The sequence below is a fragment of the Streptomyces sp. NPDC023541 genome, from assembly GCF_055559995.1.
The window spans coordinates 58,502-76,346 of the sequence record NZ_JBVHJO010000023.1 but is presented as its reverse complement, the minus strand read 5'-3'; the positions used below and the strand labels follow the sequence as shown (position 1 = coordinate 76,346).

The 17,845-nt window shown below is 73.4% G+C and carries 15 protein-coding genes; 10 read left to right on the top strand and 5 right to left on the bottom strand.

Annotation, left to right across the window (positions count from 1 at the left end):
* Positions 1 to 8: 8 nt before the first annotated feature.
* From scpA to ACZ3X1_RS34185, 3 genes are read right to left on the bottom strand one after another with little or no spacing between them, the layout of a single operon-like run.
* Positions 9 to 2,195: a methylmalonyl-CoA mutase gene (gene scpA, locus ACZ3X1_RS34195; protein WP_356811733.1), complete on the bottom strand. Its 2,187-nt coding sequence runs from the start codon at positions 2,193 to 2,195 to the stop codon at positions 9 to 11.
* Positions 2,192 to 4,057, bottom strand: coding sequence for a methylmalonyl-CoA mutase small subunit (mutA, locus tag ACZ3X1_RS34190; protein WP_356811732.1), 1,866 nt, complete (start codon positions 4,055 to 4,057; stop codon positions 2,192 to 2,194). Before mutA ends, scpA begins: the two co-directional genes overlap by 4 nt.
* The gene (locus tag ACZ3X1_RS34185) at positions 4,041 to 5,282 is read right to left on the bottom strand and encodes an ROK family transcriptional regulator (protein ID WP_467283017.1); all 1,242 of its coding nucleotides are present in this window, start codon (positions 5,280 to 5,282) and stop codon (positions 4,041 to 4,043) included. Before ACZ3X1_RS34185 ends, mutA begins: the two co-directional genes overlap by 17 nt.
* 1,433 nt (positions 5,283 to 6,715) lie before the next feature.
* Between ACZ3X1_RS34185 and ACZ3X1_RS34180 the strand changes: the two genes are divergently transcribed.
* From ACZ3X1_RS34180 to ACZ3X1_RS34155, 6 genes are all read left to right on the top strand, one after another.
* Positions 6,716 to 7,684 (top strand): TauD/TfdA dioxygenase family protein, encoded by a 969-nt coding sequence (locus tag ACZ3X1_RS34180; protein WP_356811731.1) that lies wholly within the window; start codon positions 6,716 to 6,718, stop codon positions 7,682 to 7,684.
* A gap of 35 nt (positions 7,685 to 7,719) precedes the next feature.
* Entirely contained in the window at positions 7,720 to 8,367 is a 648-nt protein-coding gene (gene ssuE / locus ACZ3X1_RS34175; RefSeq protein ID WP_362634036.1) for an NADPH-dependent FMN reductase, read from the top strand.
* Positions 8,368 to 8,409: 42 nt separating this feature from the next.
* Positions 8,410 to 9,453, top strand: coding sequence for an ABC transporter substrate-binding protein (locus ACZ3X1_RS34170; RefSeq protein WP_467282985.1), 1,044 nt, complete (start codon positions 8,410 to 8,412; stop codon positions 9,451 to 9,453).
* Positions 9,454 to 9,461: 8 nt separating this feature from the next.
* On the top strand, positions 9,462 to 10,274 hold the full coding sequence (locus ACZ3X1_RS34165) for an ABC transporter ATP-binding protein (protein WP_356811728.1): 813 nt from the start codon (positions 9,462 to 9,464) through the stop codon (positions 10,272 to 10,274).
* The gene (locus tag ACZ3X1_RS34160; RefSeq protein WP_467282983.1) at positions 10,271 to 11,188 is read left to right on the top strand and encodes an ABC transporter permease; all 918 of its coding nucleotides are present in this window, start codon (positions 10,271 to 10,273) and stop codon (positions 11,186 to 11,188) included. Before ACZ3X1_RS34165 ends, ACZ3X1_RS34160 begins: the two co-directional genes overlap by 4 nt.
* A 98-nt stretch (positions 11,189 to 11,286) precedes the next feature.
* Positions 11,287 to 12,639 carry an LLM class flavin-dependent oxidoreductase gene (locus ACZ3X1_RS34155; protein WP_467282980.1) on the top strand — a complete coding sequence of 451 codons (1,353 nt, stop codon included), beginning with the start codon at positions 11,287 to 11,289 and terminating at the stop codon, positions 12,637 to 12,639.
* Between the two features lie 75 nt (positions 12,640 to 12,714).
* On the opposite strand, the gene ACZ3X1_RS34150 is transcribed toward ACZ3X1_RS34155, so the two are convergent.
* On the bottom strand, positions 12,715 to 13,635 hold the full coding sequence (locus tag ACZ3X1_RS34150) for an NADP-dependent oxidoreductase (protein WP_467283016.1): 921 nt from the start codon (positions 13,633 to 13,635) through the stop codon (positions 12,715 to 12,717).
* 114 nt (positions 13,636 to 13,749) lie between these two features.
* Entirely contained in the window at positions 13,750 to 14,469 is a 720-nt protein-coding gene (locus ACZ3X1_RS34145) for a DUF2470 domain-containing protein (protein WP_467283014.1), read from the bottom strand.
* Between the two features lie 157 nt (positions 14,470 to 14,626).
* Here ACZ3X1_RS34145 and ACZ3X1_RS34140 point away from each other — a divergent pair, with 157 nt between their 5' ends.
* From ACZ3X1_RS34140 to ACZ3X1_RS34125, 4 genes are all read left to right on the top strand, one after another.
* A complete protein-coding gene (locus ACZ3X1_RS34140; RefSeq protein WP_030031705.1) occupies positions 14,627 to 15,022 on the top strand; it encodes a cell division protein SepF in 396 nt (131 codons plus the stop codon).
* 526 nt (positions 15,023 to 15,548) lie between these two features.
* Positions 15,549 to 16,775: an AAA family ATPase gene (locus ACZ3X1_RS34135; protein WP_467283013.1), complete on the top strand. Its 1,227-nt coding sequence runs from the start codon at positions 15,549 to 15,551 to the stop codon at positions 16,773 to 16,775.
* Positions 16,772 to 17,170, top strand: a complete 399-nt coding sequence (locus ACZ3X1_RS34130; protein WP_362634018.1) for a nucleotide pyrophosphohydrolase — start codon at positions 16,772 to 16,774, stop codon at positions 17,168 to 17,170. Before ACZ3X1_RS34135 ends, ACZ3X1_RS34130 begins: the two co-directional genes overlap by 4 nt.
* 123 nt (positions 17,171 to 17,293) lie before the next feature.
* Entirely contained in the window at positions 17,294 to 17,779 is a 486-nt protein-coding gene (locus ACZ3X1_RS34125) for a DUF6099 family protein (RefSeq protein ID WP_356811723.1), read from the top strand.
* Positions 17,780 to 17,845 lie beyond the last annotated feature (66 nt).

The following is a 17,845-nucleotide window of genomic DNA, read 5'->3' as shown; positions in this document are numbered from 1 at the left end:
GCGGCCGCCTACAGCTCGTGGCCCAGGTCCGCGGCCAGCCGCGTCACCAGGTCGTGGGCCGCGTCCGGGATGACCGTTCCGGGCGGGAACACCGCCGTCGCGCCCATCTCCAGCAGCGTCGGGACATCGGCCGGCGGGATCACCCCACCCACGACGATCATGATGTCCTCGCGGCCCTCCTCCGCCAGCTGCTCGCGCAGCGCCGGTACGAGGGTCAGGTGGCCGGCCGCCAGCGACGAGACGCCCACCACGTGGACGTCCGCCTCGACGGCCTGGCGGGCCACCTCCGCCGGAGTCTGGAACAGCGGGCCGACGTCCACGTCGAAGCCCAGGTCGGCGAACGCGGTCGCGATCACCTTCTGGCCGCGGTCGTGCCCGTCCTGGCCCATCTTGGCCACCAGGATGCGCGGACGACGTCCCTCCGCCTCCTCGAACCGGTCCACCAGCGCACGGGTGCGCTCCACCGACGGGGACTCGCCTGCTTCGTTTCGGTACACGCCCGCGATCGTACGGATCTGGCTCGCGTGCCGTCCGTACACCTTCTCCAGTGCGTCCGAGATCTCACCCACGGTCGCCTTGGCGCGCGCCGCGTCCACCGCCAGCGCCAGCAGGTTGCCGTCGCCGCGCTCGGCGGCGTTCGTCAGCGCCCGCAGGGTGTCCTGCGTGACCGCCTCGTCGCGCTCCTCCCGCAGCCGCCGCAGCTTGGCGATCTGCTGGCTGCGCACCGAGGAGTTGTCGACCTTGAGGACCTCGATCGCCTCGTCGCTGTCCACGCGGTACTTGTTCACGCCGATCACCGGCTGACGGCCCGAGTCGATCCGCGCCTGCGTACGCGCCGCGGCCTCCTCGACGCGCAGCTTCGGAATGCCCGCGTCGATGGCCTGCGCCATGCCGCCGGCGGCCTCGACCTCCTCGATGTGCTGCCAGGCCCGCCGCGCCAGGTCATACGTCAGCTTCTCGACGTACGCGCTGCCGCCCCACGGGTCGATCGACCGGCAGGTTCCCGACTCCTGCTGGAGCAGCAGCTGGGTGTTGCGGGCGATGCGCGCCGAGAAGTCCGTCGGCAGCGCGAGCGCCTCGTCGAGGGCGTTGGTGTGCAGCGACTGGGTGTGGCCCTGGGTCGCCGCCATCGCCTCGATGCACGTGCGCGTCACGTTGTTGAAGACGTCCTGCGCGGTCAGCGACCAACCCGAGGTCTGCGAATGGGTGCGCAGCGAGAGCGACTTGGCGTTCTTCGGGTCGAACTGCTTGACCAGGCGCGCCCACAGCAGGCGGGCCGCGCGCAGCTTCGCGACCTCCATGAAGAAGTTCATGCCGATCGCCCAGAAGAACGACAGGCGCGGCGCGAACGCGTCCACGTCCAGCCCCACCGCCTGCCCGGCCCTCAGGTACTCCACACCGTCAGCGAGGGTGTAGGCCAGCTCCAGGTCGGCCGTGGCCCCCGCTTCCTGGATGTGGTAGCCGGAGATGGAGATCGAGTTGTACCGCGGCATCTTCTGCGACGTGAACGCGAAGATGTCGGAGATGATCCGCATCGAGGGCTTGGGCGGGTAGATGTAGGTGTTGCGGACCATGAACTCCTTGAGGATGTCGTTCTGGATGGTCCCGGCGAGCTTGTCGGGGGAGACGCCCTGCTCCTCCGCCGCCACGATGTACAGCGCGAGGACCGGCAGCACCGCGCCGTTCATCGTCATCGACACCGACATCTTGTCCAGCGGGATCCCGTCGAACAGCTGCCGCATGTCGTAGATCGAGTCGATCGCCACGCCCGCCATGCCGACGTCGCCCGTCACCCGCGGGTGGTCGCTGTCGTAGCCGCGGTGGGTCGGCAGGTCGAAGGCCACCGACAGGCCCTTCTGGCCGGAGGCGAGGTTGCGCCGGTAGAAGGCGTTCGACTCCTCGGCCGTGGAGAAGCCGGCGTACTGCCGGATCGTCCAGGGCTGGTTGACGTACATCGTCGGGTACGGGCCGCGCAGGTACGGGGCCACGCCCGGGTAGGTGCGAAGGAAGTCCAGGCCCTCCACGTCCCGCCCGGTGTACAGCGGCTTGACACCGATGCCCTCGGGCGTCTCCCACAGCAGGTCGGCGGCCGCGGTGCCGGTGGACTCCTTCACCGACGAGCGCCACTGCTCCTCGGTCACCCCCGGGGCCGCGGTCGGGTCGAGCGCCAGCTCGGAGAAATCGGGGATGCTCATGCGGGCACTCCCATCCGGTCGAGTACGGAGGACAGCACGGCGACGGCGTCACAGCCGGCGAAGACGTACTCGTCCACGGATGCCTCTGCGGTGCCCGGCCGGCCGGCGAGGAAGACGGTCGTGGCGCCCGCCGCACGCAGGGCCTCGGCCACTGCCGCGGCCTGCTCCTCGTACAGCGCGTCGCTGGAGCAGAGCACGGCCATGCCGTCGGCGCCGCTCGCGGCGTACGCCTCGGCGGCCGTCGCCGGGTCCACCGACACCGGGTCGTGCACGGGTTCGATGCCGCCCGCCTGGAACAGGTTCGAGGCGAAGGTGGCGCGCGCGGTGTGCGCGGCCGCCGGGCCCAGCGCGGCGAGGAAGACCCTCGGCCGGGCGCCGGTCGCCGCCAGGTGTGCGTCGCTGCGGGCGCGCAGGGCCTCGTACGCCTCGTCGCGCCGTACGCGCGGCAGGCCGCCCGAGGGAGCGGCGGGCGCGGGCTCGCGTACGACGGGCTTCTCCGACAGCAGGGGGAACTCGCTGACACCGGTGATGGGTTCGCGGCGCTTGGCCAGCTTCTCGGAACGCTCCGCCCAGGTGGCGGCGAGCCGTTCGGCGACCGTCCCGGAGCGCAGGGCGGCCGCCAGACCGCCGGCCTTCTCCAGGGTCTGGAAGAATTCCCAGGCGGCGTGGGCGAGTTCGTCGGTGAGGCGCTCGACGTAGTACGAACCGCCGGCCGGGTCGATCACCCGGGCCAGATGCGACTCCTCCAGCAGGATGGTGGAGGTGTTGCGGGCGATGCGGCGCGCGAAGGCGTCCGGCAGGCCCAGCTCGTTGTCGAAGGGGAGCACGGTGACCGAGTCGGCGCCGCCGACGCCCGCGGCCATGCACGCCACGGTGGTGCGCAGCATGTTCACCCACGGGTCGCGGCGGGTCATCATCACCGGCGAGGTCACGGCGTGCTGGAGCTGGGCACCGGCCTCCGGGGCCCCCGAGGCCTCGGCGATCCGCGCCCACAGCCGGCGCGCGGCACGGAACTTGGCGATGGTGAGGAACTGGTCCGCGGTGGCGGCGTAGCGGAACTCCAGCTGTCCGAGAGCGGCTGTGACGCTCAGCCCACCTGCGGAGAGGGCGCGCAGGTAGGCGACGCCGGTGGCCAGCGACAGCCCCAGCTCCTCGGCGGCGCTGCCGCCGGCCTCGTGGTACGGCAGGGCGTCCACGGTCAGTGCGCGCACCCCCGGCAGACCGGCGGCGGCCTCCCGCGCCAGCTCGACGGCGGCGGCCGTGTCCAGCGCCTCGCCGGTGCGGGCCTCGTGGCCCAGCGGGTCGGCGCCCAGGGAGGCCCGCACGGCCTCCGGAGCCACCGAGCGGTCGGCGAACAGGTCCAGCAGGGCGCGGGCGGCCTCGGCGTAGTCGGCGCCGGCGTCCAGGGCGATCGGGGCGAGGTCGAGGTAGACGCCGTCCAGGGCGCGGGCGAGACCGTCGGCCGGGATGCCGCCGCGGCCCACCGTGAGCCAGAGGGAGGTGACCCCGTTCTCCAGGTCGGCGAGGGCCGCCTCGTTCAGGCGCTGCGGATCGGTGCCCGCGAGGCGCTGGCGCACGTCCCAGCCGTTCGCGGTGGTGCCTTCCGGCCTGCCTCCGCGGACGAAGGGGGCGAAGCCGGGGAAACCGGTGTCGGGAACCGTCCCGTCGGGCGGCGCGGTGTACAGCGGGCGGGTGGTGAGCCCGTCCTCGAGTCGGGTGGACAGCGCATCTTCTGCAGCCTCGCCGGATGCTTCCTTGCCCGACTTGCGCAGTACGCCTTCTACAAGGCGCTGCCACTGCTCATGCGTCGCGTCAGGGAACTCGGCGGCCAGGGAGAGCCCGTCGTCAGGCAGGACCGTCATGGCTCGAATGTAGGGGAGTGCGCTCAGGTGGCACCATACCGACGGGTGTGATCTCCCCCTCTCGGACCGTGCCGAGGGGATCCTGGAACACCCGGCTGAGCAGCACGGTTGCGGCGGCCTCCGGGAGCACGGCCGGACCGGCGTGCGGGACCACGATCCGTTCGGGGTCGTCGCAGACGTGCGAAAGCTCCATCGCGGCGGCCCGCAGCTCCTCCAGGTACTCCTCGTGCAGGACGCTCGCCAGCTCGGTCAGGACCATGACCGCCGGATTGAAGACATCCAACAGAAGGGACGCCGCACGGCCCACCGCCCGGGCCCGTTCGCGCAGCAGCAGGTCGGCGCGCGGGTCGCCGGTGGCGGCGGCGTCCACCAGCAGCGGCACGGAGGGGTCCGGCACGATGCCGCGGCGCACCGCCTCGGCGCCGAGCGAGGTGTCGGAGGCGGTCGCCTGCAGGCAGCCGGTACGGCCGCACGCGCACGGGACGGACGCCCCGGGCACCGGCAGGTGCGCCACGTCGCCGGCCGCGGAGCCCGGACCCTGGTGCACGGCCCCCTCGGTCCCGAACGCGGCGTCGACGACGTTGCCGATGAACAGGTGCACCAGGCTGCGGCGGGCCTCGGGCCGGCCGAACAGGATCTCCGCCCGTGCGACCGCCCGGGCGTGGTTGTCGATCCGCACCGGCAGCCCGAGTGCGTCGGACAGCTCGGCGGCGAGCGGCCTGCGCCGCCACCGCAGCACGGGGTGGTGTACGACGACGCCCTCGTCGGGCCGGACCCAGCCGCCCAGTGCCGCACCGAGCCCGAGCAGCGGCCGCCCCGAGTCGAACGCGGCGAGGAAGCGGCGCAGTTCGGCGGTGATCTCGCCGGACAGCCCGGCCGGGTCCCGCCCCTCGTGGGGGAAGGCCCGCCGGGCCAGCAGCCGGCCCCGCAGGTCGACGAGGCTGAAGGTCGAGGCGGGCACACCGATGTGCAGGCCGGCGGCGACCGGCCCGCCGACGGCCCCGGTGTGCAGGTCCAGGGGGACCCGCGGCCGCCCCACCCCGCCGCCGGGCCCGGCCAGCTCGCGCAGCAGCCCGGCCCGGAGCAGCCCGGTGGCCTGCCGCGACACGGCCGCCGCACTCAGCCCGCTGTGCGCGGCGATGTCACTGCGCGCGACCGGTCCGTGGTCCAGCACCGTCCGCAGCACGGCGGCGGCATTGGCGGCCGTCCGGCTGTCACCGGCCATACGCGTCACTCGGTCTCCTCCGGGGCGGGGTACGTCCCCCGATGATGCCGGTTCCCCTACCGAGCCCCTGCGGGGTGCTCGACGGGCGGCGTCCGGCACCGTGCGGGTCGCCTGGCGGGTCGGGCCGCCGTGCGGTGGAGATCCGGGGTGGTGCATCCGGGGCCGGGGCCCGGGGGTTTCCGGCGACGCGCCCGCTCAGGACATGTCCCACCGACCCCGGGGCGCCCGGCGCCGCGCCTCGCCCGGCCCGGCGGGGCGGGGGTGGGGGCGCGGCCCGGGCCGGATCCGGCGAACGCGTGGCGGCCGCATTGCGGGGGCATGAAATCCAGCCACGGTTTTCGGCCGCGGGGGCGGCGTGGTGCGTGGGGCGGAGTACGGGTGAAAGGGCAGGTCGTAGGGGGTGTACGGGGTGGACGCGAGAGCCGGCGAGAGGCGCGTCCGGTGGCCGCGGACGGGGGTTGACCCGGGTCGGAGGCGCTGACACGCTCCGGGACATGTCCGCGAACGAACGCCTCGCCCCGCGGCTCCGCACCCCCGGCCCCTGCACCGCGCCGGGCCAGTGTCCGGGCCGCTGTCCGGCCCCCTGTCGCCCCTGACCCCACGGTCCCGGTAGATCCCCGGCCGCCCCCGCGATACGGCGGTTCACGCCCGGCCGCCGGTCTGGTGGACCGGTCAGCCTGCCGGCCGCGATCCGTTGGGTCCGCGGCTCGCAGCAGCCCCGGGCCCATGGCCGAGCGGGCCCACCGGCCCGACGGCTCCGGTGCAGCGGACCCCCGTTCCGCCGGACGGCGGCGGTCGGTGCGCGGGCCGGCCGACGGCCGGCCCCGTCGCGAGCCCGGGGGGCCGATGTTCCACGGACCGATCGGTTCGTAGCGCCCGGCGGGCCGACCGGGACACGAACCCGGTGGTCTGCGGACCCCGGCGGCCGACCGGCGGATCGGCCCGGGACGGCGGCCCGCAGGCCACCGGACCGCCGGACAGGGGGACTTCCGCCCCCGGTCCGCACACCCGGGCCCGTACCACCTCCCCGAACGCCCCCCAGCACCCGCCCCGCATCCGCAGCACCCGCGCACCGAACCCGCACCGCACCCCATCCGCACCGCGCAGCGCACGGCGACAGCACCGCCCCCGCAGCGCACGGCGACGGCGCCGCACCCGTATCCGCAGCACCCGGGCACCCAACCCGCACCGCACGGCGACGGCCCCGCACCTGTACCGCAGCACCTGCGCACCGAACCGGCACCGAACCCGCACCGCACCCCATCCGCACCGCAGCGCACGGCGACGGCGCCGCACCCGTATCCGCAGCACCCGCGCACCCAACCCGCACCGCCCCGCACACCATCCGCACAGCACAGCGCCCCACCGTCTCGCTCCGTTTCTTCCGCTGCGGAAATAACCCGCGCGGCCCGCCCCCCCATCAAGGAGTCACCATGGCCACTGCCACCCACACCCCCACCTCCACCCCCACTCCCACCCTCACCGTCTCGAAGATCGGCGGACGCATCGGCGCCGAGATCGGTGGCGTGCGGCTCGGCGGGGATCTGCCCGACGCCGACGTCGCCGGGATCCGGGCCGCCCTCCTGGCCCACAAGGTCGTCTTCTTCCGCAACCAGGGCCACCTCGACGAGGCCGCCCACGAGGCCTTCGCCGAGCGGCTCGGCGCGCCGGTCGCGCACCCCACCGTCCCCTCCGCGGACGGCCGCTACGCCCTCGGCATCGACTCCCACCACGGCGCCCGCGCCAACCAGTGGCACACCGACGTCACCTTCGTCCCCGCCTACCCCGCCTTCTCCATCCTCCGCGCCGTGACCATCCCCCCGTACGGCGGCGACACACTCTGGGCCAACACGGCCACCGCCTACGCCGGCCTCCCCGAGCCGCTCCGCGCCCTCGCCGACGGCCTGCGCGCGGTCCACTCCAACGAGTACGACTACGCCGCCCTGAGGCCCGACGCCCTCCCCGAGGCCCTGGCCGAGTACCGCGAGGTGTTCACCTCCACCAAGTTCCTCACCGAGCACCCGGTGGTCCGCGTCCACCCCGAGACCGGCGAACGCACCCTGCTCCTCGGCAACTTCGTCCAGCGGATCCAGGGCCTCACCGGCCGTGACAGCCGGGCGCTCCTCGACCTCTTCCAGTCGCACATCGAGAGCCCCGAGAACACCGTCCGCTGGCAGTGGCAGCCGGGCGACGTCGCGATCTGGGACAACCGGGCCACCCAGCACTACGGCGTGGACGACTCCGACGACCACGAGCGCACCCTGCGCCGCGTCACCGTCGACGGTGACGTCCCGGTCGGCCCCGACGGAGCCCCGTCCCGCCTCATCAGCCCGGAGACCGTCCCGGACCCCTCCTTCGGCATCGCCTCCGGAGCTTCCACCTCCGACGCCCCCGCCGTCTGATCCGGCACAGACCGTACGCCGCCCAAGGAGCCCCCGTGCCCAAGCTGCTCGCCCTCACCGGCAGCCCCTCCGCCCACTCCCGCACCGCGGTCGTCGCCGACCACGCCCTGCGCCACCTGACCCGGTCCCACGCCGGCTTCGAGACCGCCCGCCTGGCCGTGCGCGAGCTCCCCGCCGCCGACCTGCTCGCCGCACGCCGCGGCGAGCCCGAGATCCGCCGAGCCCTCGAAGCCGTCGCCGAGGCCGACGGCCTGATCATCGCGACCCCGGTCTACAAGGCCTCGTACACCGGCCTGCTCAAGGCCTTCCTCGACCTGCTCCCGCAGGACGGCCTCGTCGGCAAAACGGTTCTTCCCCTCGCCACGGGCGGCAGCCTCGCGCACGTCCTGACCATCGACTACGCCCTGCGCCCCGTGCTCTCCGCCCTCGGCGCCCGGCACGTCACCGCCGGCCGGTTCGTCCTGGACTCCTCCGTCGAGCGCGGCTCCGGCCCCGACCGGCTGCGCCCCGAGGCGGAGATCGACCTCCTCCAGGCCGTCGACGAGTTCGCGGACGCCCTGCGCGCCGCCACCCCGCAGGCCCCTGCCGATGCGCCGGCCCCCGCCGATCCGCCGGCCCAAGCCGATGTGCTGGCCCCGGCCGCTCCGCTCGCAGCCGCCACCGTGCTGACCGGCGCCCCGTAAGTCCGTCCCCGCCCTCACGTCCCGTACCGACAAGGATCCGCCATGCCCGCAGCCCTCACCTCGACCACCACCTCCCGGCGCCAGTTCCTGACCCTGCTCGGCATCTCGGCGGCCGCGGTGAGCTGCGGCACGGCCACCGCCCGCGGCGGATCCGGCTCCGGTTCCGGCGGCCAGGTCACCACCCTCAAGTACCAGGGCAACGTGGGGGCCGTCACGCTCCCCGAACTCGCCGCCGACCTCGGCTACCTCGGCGACGTCAAGCTGGAGTGGGTCGGCAACACCATCAGCGGCCCGCAGGACATCCAGTCCGCCGCCACCGGCCAGATCCACTTCGGCGGCGCCTTCAACGGCGCCGTCGTGAAACTGGCGAGCAGCAAGGCCCCGATCACCTCGGTCATCTCTTACTACGGCTCCGACCAGCACTCCTACAGCGGCTACTACGTGCTGGAGGACAGCCCCGTCCGGTCCGCCCGCGACCTGATCGGCAAGAAGGTCGGCATGAACACCCTGGGCGCACACGCCCAGGCCATGCTGGAGATCTACCTGGGGCGCAACGGGGTGTCGAAGGCGGACACGGCCAAGGTCGAGTCGCTGGTCGTCCCGCCGGTCAACACCGAACAGGTCCTGCGGCAGAAGCAGATCGACGTCGCCGTACTCGGCGGCGTACTGCGCGACAAGGCGCTCGCCACCGGCGGGATCCGCCCCCTCTTCACCGACTTCGAGCTGCTCGGCCCGTTCAGCGCCGGCAGCTACGTGATGACGAAGCGCTTCGTCAAGGAGAACCCCGACACCGTCCGGGCCTTCGTCACCGGAGTGGGCAAGGCCATCGAGTGGTCCCGCACCACCCCGCACGAGCAGGTCATCGCCCGGATGACGGAGATCGTCACCAAGCGCGGCCGCAACGAGGACACCGCCACCCTCAAGTACTGGCGCTCGTACGGCGTCGCGGAGACCGGGGGCCGGATATCCGACAAGGAGTTCCAGGTCTGGCTGGACTGGCTCGCCGAGCGCGGCGACATCAAGGAGGGCCGGCTGAAGGCGACCGACCTCTACACCAACGAGTTCAACGGATACGGAAAGGGGTGACGACGGCCATGGCGAAGATCGTGTTCGAAGGGGTCCGCAAGACCTTCGGGGACTTCACCGCCCTCGACGGCATCGACCTGGAGATCGAGAGCGGCGAGTTCCTCGTGGTCGTCGGCCCCAGCGGCTGCGGCAAGTCCACCCTCCTGGACCTCCTCGGAGGACTGTCCACCCCGACTGCCGGCCGCATCCTGCTCGACGGCGAACCGGTCACCGGGCCGGGCCTCGACCGGGGCATCGTCTTCCAGCAGTACGCGCTGCTGCCGTGGCGGACGGCCCTCGGCAACGTCGAGTTCGGCCTGGAGGCGACCGGCGTCCCGCGCCGAGAACGCAAGGCCCGGGCGCGGGAGTTCCTGGACCTCGTCGGTCTGAGTGGCTTCGAGGACCGGCACCCGCACCAGCTCTCCGGCGGCATGCGCCAGCGCGTCGCCATCGCCCGCTCGCTCGCGTACGACCCGGACGTGCTGCTGATGGACGAGCCGTTCGCGGCCCTCGACGCGCAGACCCGCGAGTCCCTCCAGGACGAGCTGCGCCGCATCTGGCAGCGCACCGGCAAGACGGTCGTCTTCATCACGCACGGCATCGAGGAGGCCGTGTACCTCGGCCAGAAGGTGGCCGTCATGACCTCGCGGCCGGGGCGCATCAAGGAGATCGTCCCCGTCGCCTTCGGCGAGCGACCGGGCACGGGCACCGCCACCGGCCCGCAGGGCGAGGAACTGCGTTCCAGCCCGGAGTTCGCCCGCTACCGCCACGACATCTGGACCCTCCTCCACGACGAGGTGGCCCGCGCCCAGCAACTGGAGAAGGAGGAGGCCTCCGTATGAGCACCGGAACCGACACCGCTGCCCCCGCCGTGCTGCCCGCCCCGCCCGCCCCCGCCGTGGAGGTACGCGGCTCCGCGCCCGCGCCGCGGCCGCTGCCGGACGAAGCCGCGGGGAAGGCCGGCGGCCGCCCGGCCCGGCATCCCCTCAGGGCGCTGGGGCGCCGGCTGCGCGCCCTCGCCCTGCGCTCGGCGGCGATCCTCGCGCTCCTCGCCGTCTGGGAGACCGCGCCCCGGCTGGGCCTGGCCGACCCCACCTTCCTGCCGCCGGTCAGCGAGGTGGCCGCCGCCTGGTGGGAGCTGCTGCGCGACGGCCAGCTCGGCCGGCACACCTGGGCCAGCCTGGTCCGCTCCTTCGGCGGCTTCGGCATCGCCGTCGTCGTGGCCGTCCCGCTGGGGCTGCTCATCGGCTGGTACCGGCCGGTCGCCGCCCTCCTCGGCCCGCTGCTGGAGGTGTTCCGCAACACCGCCGCGCTGGCCCTGCTGCCGGTCTTCGTGCTCCTGCTCGGCATCGGCGAGACCTCGAAGGTGTCCATCGTCGTCTACGCCTGCGTGTGGCCGATCCTGCTGAACACCATCAGCGCCGTCGGCAACGCCGACCCCACCCTCGTCCGGCTGGCCCGCTCCATGGACCTGTCCACCCCGAGGCTCTTCCAGAAGGTGATCCTGCCGGCCTCCGTACCGGCCGTCTTCACCGGCATCCGGCTCGCCGGCGCCGTCTCCATCCTGGTCCTCGTGGCCGCCGAGATGATCGGCGCGAAGGCGGGCCTGGGCTATCTGATCAACGCCTCGCAGTTCAACTTCGCGATCCCGCAGATGTACGCGGGCATCGTCACCATCTCCGCCATCGGCGTGGCCTTCAACCAGCTGCTGGTCACGATCGAACGCCGCCTGAGCACCTGGCGCGTCCCGTCCTGACGCCCTGACGCCCTGACGCCACGACGCCACGACGCCTTGACGTCCCGACGCCCCTTCCCGACGCATCACGCCACGACCCGGAACCACGAGGACCCGCCATGACCGCTGCCGCTGCCGCTCCCGCCGCCCCCCGCACCCTCCACCTCAACGCCTTCCTGATGAACGCCGGGCACCACGACGCCGCCTGGCGCCATCCCGCCGCCCGCCCCGAACGCGTCACCGACCTGAAGTACTTCCAGGAACTGGCCCGCACCGCCGAGCGCGGCAGGCTCGACTCCATCTTCTTCGCCGACGGGCTCGCCCTCTGGGGCAAGGCCCGCTACAACGCCCTCGGCGGGTTCGAGCCGCTCACCCTGCTCTCCGCCATCGCCGCCGCCACCGAACACATCGGCCTCATCGCCACCGTCTCCACCACCTTCAACGAACCCTTCAACCTCGCCCGGAAGTTCGCCTCCCTGGACCACATCAGCGGCGGCCGGGCCGGCTGGAACATCGTCACCTCCGGCACCCTCGACGAGGCGCGCAACTTCAACCGGGACGAGCACCTGGAACACAGCCTGCGCTACGACCGGGCCCGCGAGTTCCTCGACGTCGCCACCAAGCTCTGGGACAGCTGGGAGGACGACGCGATCGTCCTCGACAAGGAAGCCGGCATCTACGCCGACACCGACAAGCTGCATCCGGCCGCGCACCGCGGCCAGTACTTCGGCGTCGCCGGGCCGCTCAACGTCCCGCGTTCGCCGCAGGGTTATCCGCTGCTCGTGCAGGCGGGGTCATCCGAGTCCGGAAAGGAGTTCGCCGCCCAGTACGCCGAAGCCGTCTTCACCGCCCAGCAGACCCTCGCCGACGGCCAGACCTTCTACAAGGACCTCAAGTCCCGCCTGGCCCGGTACGGGCGCGCCGAGTCGGACCTCCTCGTCCTGCCCGGCATCGCACCCGTCATCGGATCCACCGAGGCCGAGGCGAAGGCGCTGGAGCAGGAGCTCACCGACCTCCAGGTGCCGGAGTACGGCCTCGCCCAGCTCTCCGGGATGCTGGGTGTGGACCTCACCGGCCTGCCGCTCGACGGCCCGCTGCCCGACCTGCCCGAGGAACGGGACATCAACGGCAACAAGAGCCGCTTCACGCTCGTCGCCGAACTCGCCCGACGTGACGGCCTCAACCTGCGCGAGCTCATCGCCCGTCTCGGCGCCGGCCGCGGCCACCGGGTCTTCGCCGGAACCCCCGAGCAGATCGCCGACCAGCTGGAGGAGTGGTTCACGCGGGGCGCCGCCGACGGCTTCAACATCATGGCGCCGGTGCTGCCCACGGGGCTGACCGACTTCGTCGACCAGGTCGTGCCGATCCTCCAGCGCCGCGGGCTCTTCCGTACCGAGTACACCGGCCGCACCCTGCGCGAGAACTACGGCCTGCCCCGCCCGGCCAACCGGTACGTGACAGCTGCCTCGTGACGGACGACACCGGCGTCCGAACGGAACGGACGCGTGCCGCCGGCGTGGGGAACTCCGGCGGCACGCGCCGTGGCGTCAGACCGTCAGGACGATCTTGCCGCGGGTGCGGCCGGCCGCGCTCAGCTCCCAGGCCTTGGCCGCGTCGGCGAGCGGCAGGGCGTGTTCCACGTTCACCGTGAGCTTCCCCGCGTCCGCCAGCTGGGCGAGGAACGTCAGATCGGCCGTGTCCGGGCGCACCCACAGCTGGTGGGCGCCCTTGGCGGCGGCCTCGTGGTCGGCGATGGAGACCACCCGGTCGCGCCGCTTCACCAGCGACTGCAGCGTCTCGATGACGCCGTCCCCGTAGAAGTCCAGGCCCGCGTCCACGCCCTCGGGCGCGAGCTCGCGGACCCGGTCCGCCAGCCCCTCGCCGTAGAGCACGGGCTCCGCGCCGAGCGAGCGGAGGTAGTCGTGGTTGTGCGCGCCGGCCGTGCCGATGACCCGCAGGCCGAGGGCGACCGCGATCTGCACGCCGAAGGAGCCCGTACCGCCGGCCGCGGAGTGGATGAGGACGGTCTCGCCGGCCTCGACACCGACGCGGGTCAGCGACTGGTACGCGGTGAGACCGGCCAGCGGAAGGCCGGCCGCCTGCTCGAAGGTCAGCTCGCGCGGCTTGCGGGCGAGGGTGCGCACGGGGGCCGCGACCAGTTCGGCGTAGGTGCCGAGCTCCACCCACTCCTTGCGGACGTAGCCGTACACCTCGTCGCCCACGGCGTAGTCGAAGGTGTCCTGGCCGACCGCCTCGACGACACCGGCCACGTCCCAGCCGGGTATGACCGGGTGGCGGACTTCGAGGATGGGATCGAGGTATCCGGCGGCGAGCTTCCAGTCCACCGGGTTGACCCCGGCGGCCTTCACGCGGACGAGCACCTCGCCGGGCCCCACCTTGGGCTGGGGGGCGTCAACGAGCTTGAGGGAGGCGGGAGCTCCATATGCGCTGTATGTGATGGCCTTCATGATCGTGCCCAACGCGGCTCCCGCGCCGGCTATTCCGCGCCGGCCATTGCGCACCGGCCGTTCGGTACAGGCCGTTCGGTACAGGCCGTTCCCCACCCGCTGACTCCGGACCGCTCAGGCCGGCAGCGTGTTGTGGTGCGAGCGCCTGCGCGCCGCCGCGAACAGCGCCTGGATCTGCGCACCCGACTGCTCGACGTCGTCGAGGGGCGAAGGGAAGGCCAGCCGTACGTCGCGGTGGCCGCGCCGCTCCTCCAGGCGCAGGGTGATCCCGTAGCGGTCCATGGCGAGCGGCAGGGCGCGCACCACCGCGGCCGTGGGCTGGGGGTGAACCAGGCGCAGCAGCAGCGTGACGAGGTCGTGGTGGTCGTCGAGGAGGTGCGTGAGCATGCCCGCCTCGTACGGGGCCAGCGGGTCGGGCCGGGCCGCGTCGAGCTCCTCCAGGCCGACGTGGGCGATGCCCTCCGCGGTTTCCAGCTCGGCCCGCTCGAACTCCATGCAGGTGGAGTCGGCGCCGGACTCGGCGGACAGATCGGAGTAGGGGGTGAGCAGCCGCCCCAGCACGGTGACGCGGGCGCGCACCCGGTCCCGTACGGGGGTGGGCGCGACGTCGGTGAACTCCAGCCGGATCGCGGGCCGGTGCTCGGCGTGACCGCCGGGCTCGGCGGGGTGCAGGTGCAGGCGTCCCATGGGGTCGCCGCCGTCGAGGTGGCGGACCTCGGTGCGCAGGCCGTCGGTGACCACCGTCATGGAGTGGGCGGCGGCCAGGACCGACCGGATCCGCTCGGCGGCGGTGGGCAGGGCGGCCGACGTTGAGGGGTCACCGAACAGGCGCATGCGGATCTCTCCATCGTCCATGTGGGTTAGGTATGCCTAACCTAACTCATCCTGGTCCCTGAGAGTACCCGGCACGGTTCGTGTCGTTGTTGGGCTGAACGGGTGAAACGCGAGAGGATGGGGGGATGCACATGAAGCGCGCGGCCGAGGCGGCCCGGTGAGCAGGTACGACGTCACCGACGAACAGTGGGAGGGGCTCGCGCAGGTGGTACCGCTGCGCAGTCGCAACGAATGGCCCTCCCGGGTGGACCACCGCACGATTCCCAAGTCGCCCGGGGCGGCGGCGGCGGAGCAGCGGCGCTTCGTGGTGATCAGAGTCCAGATCTTCGCGGACGCGCGGGAGGTGGCCGAGTACCTGATCGCGCAGATCCCGGTACTGCTGGACCTCACCGGTGCGGACAGCGAAGTGGCCAAGCGGATCCTCGACTTCAGCAGCGGGGTGGTCTTCGGGCTGGGCAGTGGGATGCACCGGGTGGACCGGAACGTCTTCCTGCTGGCGCCCGTGGGGACCGAGGTCGAGGGGATCGCGGCCGCGGCCGTCCCCCGATCGTAGGAAGGTCCGTACGAAGGAACGGTTCGCCGGGGCCGCGGGGGGCCCGGCGGCCCGTACCGTCCGGCGGATGGACGCCACCGCCGTCGCGTTAGGCGACGCCACCCGCACCCGTGTCGATTTTCCCGGGACCGGACCGGCCGACGGGCCCGCGGCCACGGAACCGCCGGCCCCGATCCCGCCCGTGCCTTCCGGCGCGCCAACCGTGTCCGCGGCTTCCGCGACCTCCGGCACCTCCGCGGCCTCCGCGGCTTCCGTGCCCTCCGGCACCTCCGCCGCTTCCGCGGCCGGGGCGCGGCCGGGTCCTGCCGCGGCGACGCCCCCGGAACCGGCCCCGCCCCTGCACCTGGACCCGCCGAAGTCTCCTGCGTCGCCGCCCGGTTGCACGGGCGGCGCCCCGGTCGGCCCTTTGCGGGCCGGCGACCGGGCGGCGTCCGCGGCCCCGGCCGGCCATCCCGGGACACCGATCGTCTCCGCGGCTTCCGCCGTCTCCGCTGCGGTGCCCGCGTTCCCGGCCGCCCCCGCTGCGGTGTCGGTCGGGACGGCCGGGACGGTCGGGACGGTCGGTGATCCGGTCGTGCCGGCGCAGGCGGCCCCCCGCGGCTCCGGTCGTCCTGCCGAGCCCGCGCAGCGACACGCTCGGCCCGTGATCACAGAGTTGCGGCTTTCCGCCTTCGGGCGGCACCGGTCGGCGGCCTTCCCGCTCGGGCCCGTCACCCTCTTCGCCGGGCCCAGCGGCAGCGGCAAGTCCCAGGCCCTGGCCGCCTACGGGGCGCTGACCGGGCTGGGCGCCGGCGCCACCCTCGACGAGGCGTTCCCCGACGCCGCCGCCCTCATCCCCGACCGGGCGCTCCCCGACGCGCAGCGGCGGCGCGGCTTCCGCCTCGGCTGTACGGTCGACGGCCCCGCCGGACCGGTCCGGCTCGACCTCGCCGTCCAGGCCGAACCCGCCCTGCGGATCGTCGGCGAACGGCTCTCGCAGGACGGGCGGATCCTGTTCGCCACCGCCCTGCGCGACCCCGGCCGGCGCTCGGTGCAGGCCGCCTGGCTGACCGGTGGCGCGGTCGGCGTCACCCGGGCCCCGCTGCCCGACGACCGGCTCGGCACCGCGCTGCTCCCGCTTCGCGTCGCCGGGTCCACGGCCGGCCAGCGGCAGGTGCTGGCCGCGGCCGAGCAGGTCGTGGTGGCCCTGCGCTCGGTGTTCGCCTGCGACCCGCGCCCGGACCGGATGCGCGCGCCCGTCCCGCGGGGCGAGGGCCGGCTGCTGGGCGACTGCGCCAACCTGGCGGACGTCCTGCGCCGGACCCGCGACGAGTGCGGGACCCGACACGCGCTGCTGGCCGAGGCCGCGCGTACCGGCTGCTCGGGGCCCGTGACCGGGCTCGACGTACGCGCTCCGGAGGGCGGCGCCGTCACCGCGGTCCTGGACCGCGGACCCGGCCGCCCCGCCACGGAACTGGCCCGGCTCGGCTCGGGCGAACTCCGCTTCCTCGCGCTCGCGCTGGTCCTGCTCACCGGGCCGGGGGTGCTGGACATGGACCCCGCCGCCGAACTGCTCTCCGCACGGCAGGCGCTGACCGTCCTGGCCGACGGCTTCGACCACGGCCTGGACGGCAGCCAGAGCGCCGAACTGCTGCGGCTGGCGCTGCTGTCCTGCGGCCGCGGCCACGTCCGGCTGGTGGCGGCCGTGGGGGAGGGGACCGCGGCCGCCGCCCGCTCGCTGGCGGGCGTGTCGGTGGTAGACCTGTCGGTATGAACGAGACGGAGACGCAGGGGCCCCGACCGCCCGAGCGGCGGCCCGATGAACGGCTGGACCTGCTGCAGCGCAGGCTCGCGCGGTTCGCGGCGGCGCGCGGCTGGGAGCCGTACCACACGCCCAAGAACCTGGCGGTGGCGCTGAGCGTGGAGGCGGCCGAACTGGTGGAGATCTTCCAGTGGCTGACACCGGAACAGTCGGCGAAGGTCATGGAGAAACCGGAATCCGCCCACCGCGTGGCCGATGAGGTCGCCGACGTACTCGCGTATCTGCTGCAGTTCTGTGAGGTTCTCGGGGTGGATGTGCTGGATGCGCTCGCCGCGAAGATCGAGAGGAATGAACTCCGCTTCCCCGTAACGGGTGGTCCGACACCGAATCGTCACTCTTCGGAGTGATGGACTCTTCCACAATCACGTTTCTGTCCACATTTTCCGAATACCCCTGGCTTTACTGGCCCGTTGCCCTCACTCTGGGTAGTGGTGAGGACGGCGGGATGTCGTGCGGACGGGGGACGGCATATGGATGCGGTACGGCTCATCGCGGCCGGCCGGCACGCGCTGGCACAGAGCGGGGCTGCGTGGGACATAGTGGGCGAGGCCTGGCAGGCCCAGGCACTCGCGCAGGGTATCGGGAGCTGGCTGGCGGTCACCGGGCCGCCGGAGCTGAGATCGGAGGCACGGGGGCTGGGGGAAGCGGGAGGAAGAGGATGCGGGGTCCTGGACCGGGCGGCCCTGCGCGGCGAGGGCAGCGCGCCGGAGTATCCGCCGCGGGCCGCACAGCTGGGCGGCGTGTCGGATGTCCGGCAGGCGCTGCTCGGACTTCAGGCGCTGCTGGGTGAAGTCGGGATAGCCCTGGTCGGGGTGGCCTGCGCCACCGACGACGAGGCCCTGTACTGGCAGTGCATAGAGTCGATCGACGCGGCTGACGAGTCGAGCGACCGGGTGCGGGCGATCCTGCGCCGCATGGCGGTGCGCGAGCGGGGGTCCGCCTCGGGCGTGGCCTGAGCCGGGCACATTTCGGCACGGGCGGCACGGCACGCGCACGGGCGGCACGGCACGCGCACGGGCCGG

Coding starts and splice junctions, on each gene's coding strand:
- scpA (WP_356811733.1), bottom strand. CDS start 2,195: ATGAGCATCCCCGATTTCTCCGAGCTGGCGCTCGACCCGACCGCGGCC.
- mutA (WP_356811732.1), bottom strand. CDS start 4,057: ATGACGGTCCTGCCTGACGACGGGCTCTCCCTGGCCGCCGAGTTCCCT.
- ACZ3X1_RS34185 (WP_467283017.1), bottom strand. CDS start 5,282: ATGGCCGGTGACAGCCGGACGGCCGCCAATGCCGCCGCCGTGCTGCGG.
- ACZ3X1_RS34180 (WP_356811731.1), top strand. CDS start 6,716: ATGGCCACTGCCACCCACACCCCCACCTCCACCCCCACTCCCACCCTC.
- ACZ3X1_RS34170 (WP_467282985.1), top strand. CDS start 8,410: ATGCCCGCAGCCCTCACCTCGACCACCACCTCCCGGCGCCAGTTCCTG.
- ACZ3X1_RS34165 (WP_356811728.1), top strand. CDS start 9,462: ATGGCGAAGATCGTGTTCGAAGGGGTCCGCAAGACCTTCGGGGACTTC.
- ACZ3X1_RS34160 (WP_467282983.1), top strand. CDS start 10,271: ATGAGCACCGGAACCGACACCGCTGCCCCCGCCGTGCTGCCCGCCCCG.
- ACZ3X1_RS34155 (WP_467282980.1), top strand. CDS start 11,287: ATGACCGCTGCCGCTGCCGCTCCCGCCGCCCCCCGCACCCTCCACCTC.
- ACZ3X1_RS34150 (WP_467283016.1), bottom strand. CDS start 13,635: ATGAAGGCCATCACATACAGCGCATATGGAGCTCCCGCCTCCCTCAAG.
- ACZ3X1_RS34145 (WP_467283014.1), bottom strand. CDS start 14,469: ATGCGCCTGTTCGGTGACCCCTCAACGTCGGCCGCCCTGCCCACCGCC.
- ACZ3X1_RS34130 (WP_362634018.1), top strand. CDS start 16,772: ATGAACGAGACGGAGACGCAGGGGCCCCGACCGCCCGAGCGGCGGCCC.
- ACZ3X1_RS34125 (WP_356811723.1), top strand. CDS start 17,294: ATGGATGCGGTACGGCTCATCGCGGCCGGCCGGCACGCGCTGGCACAG.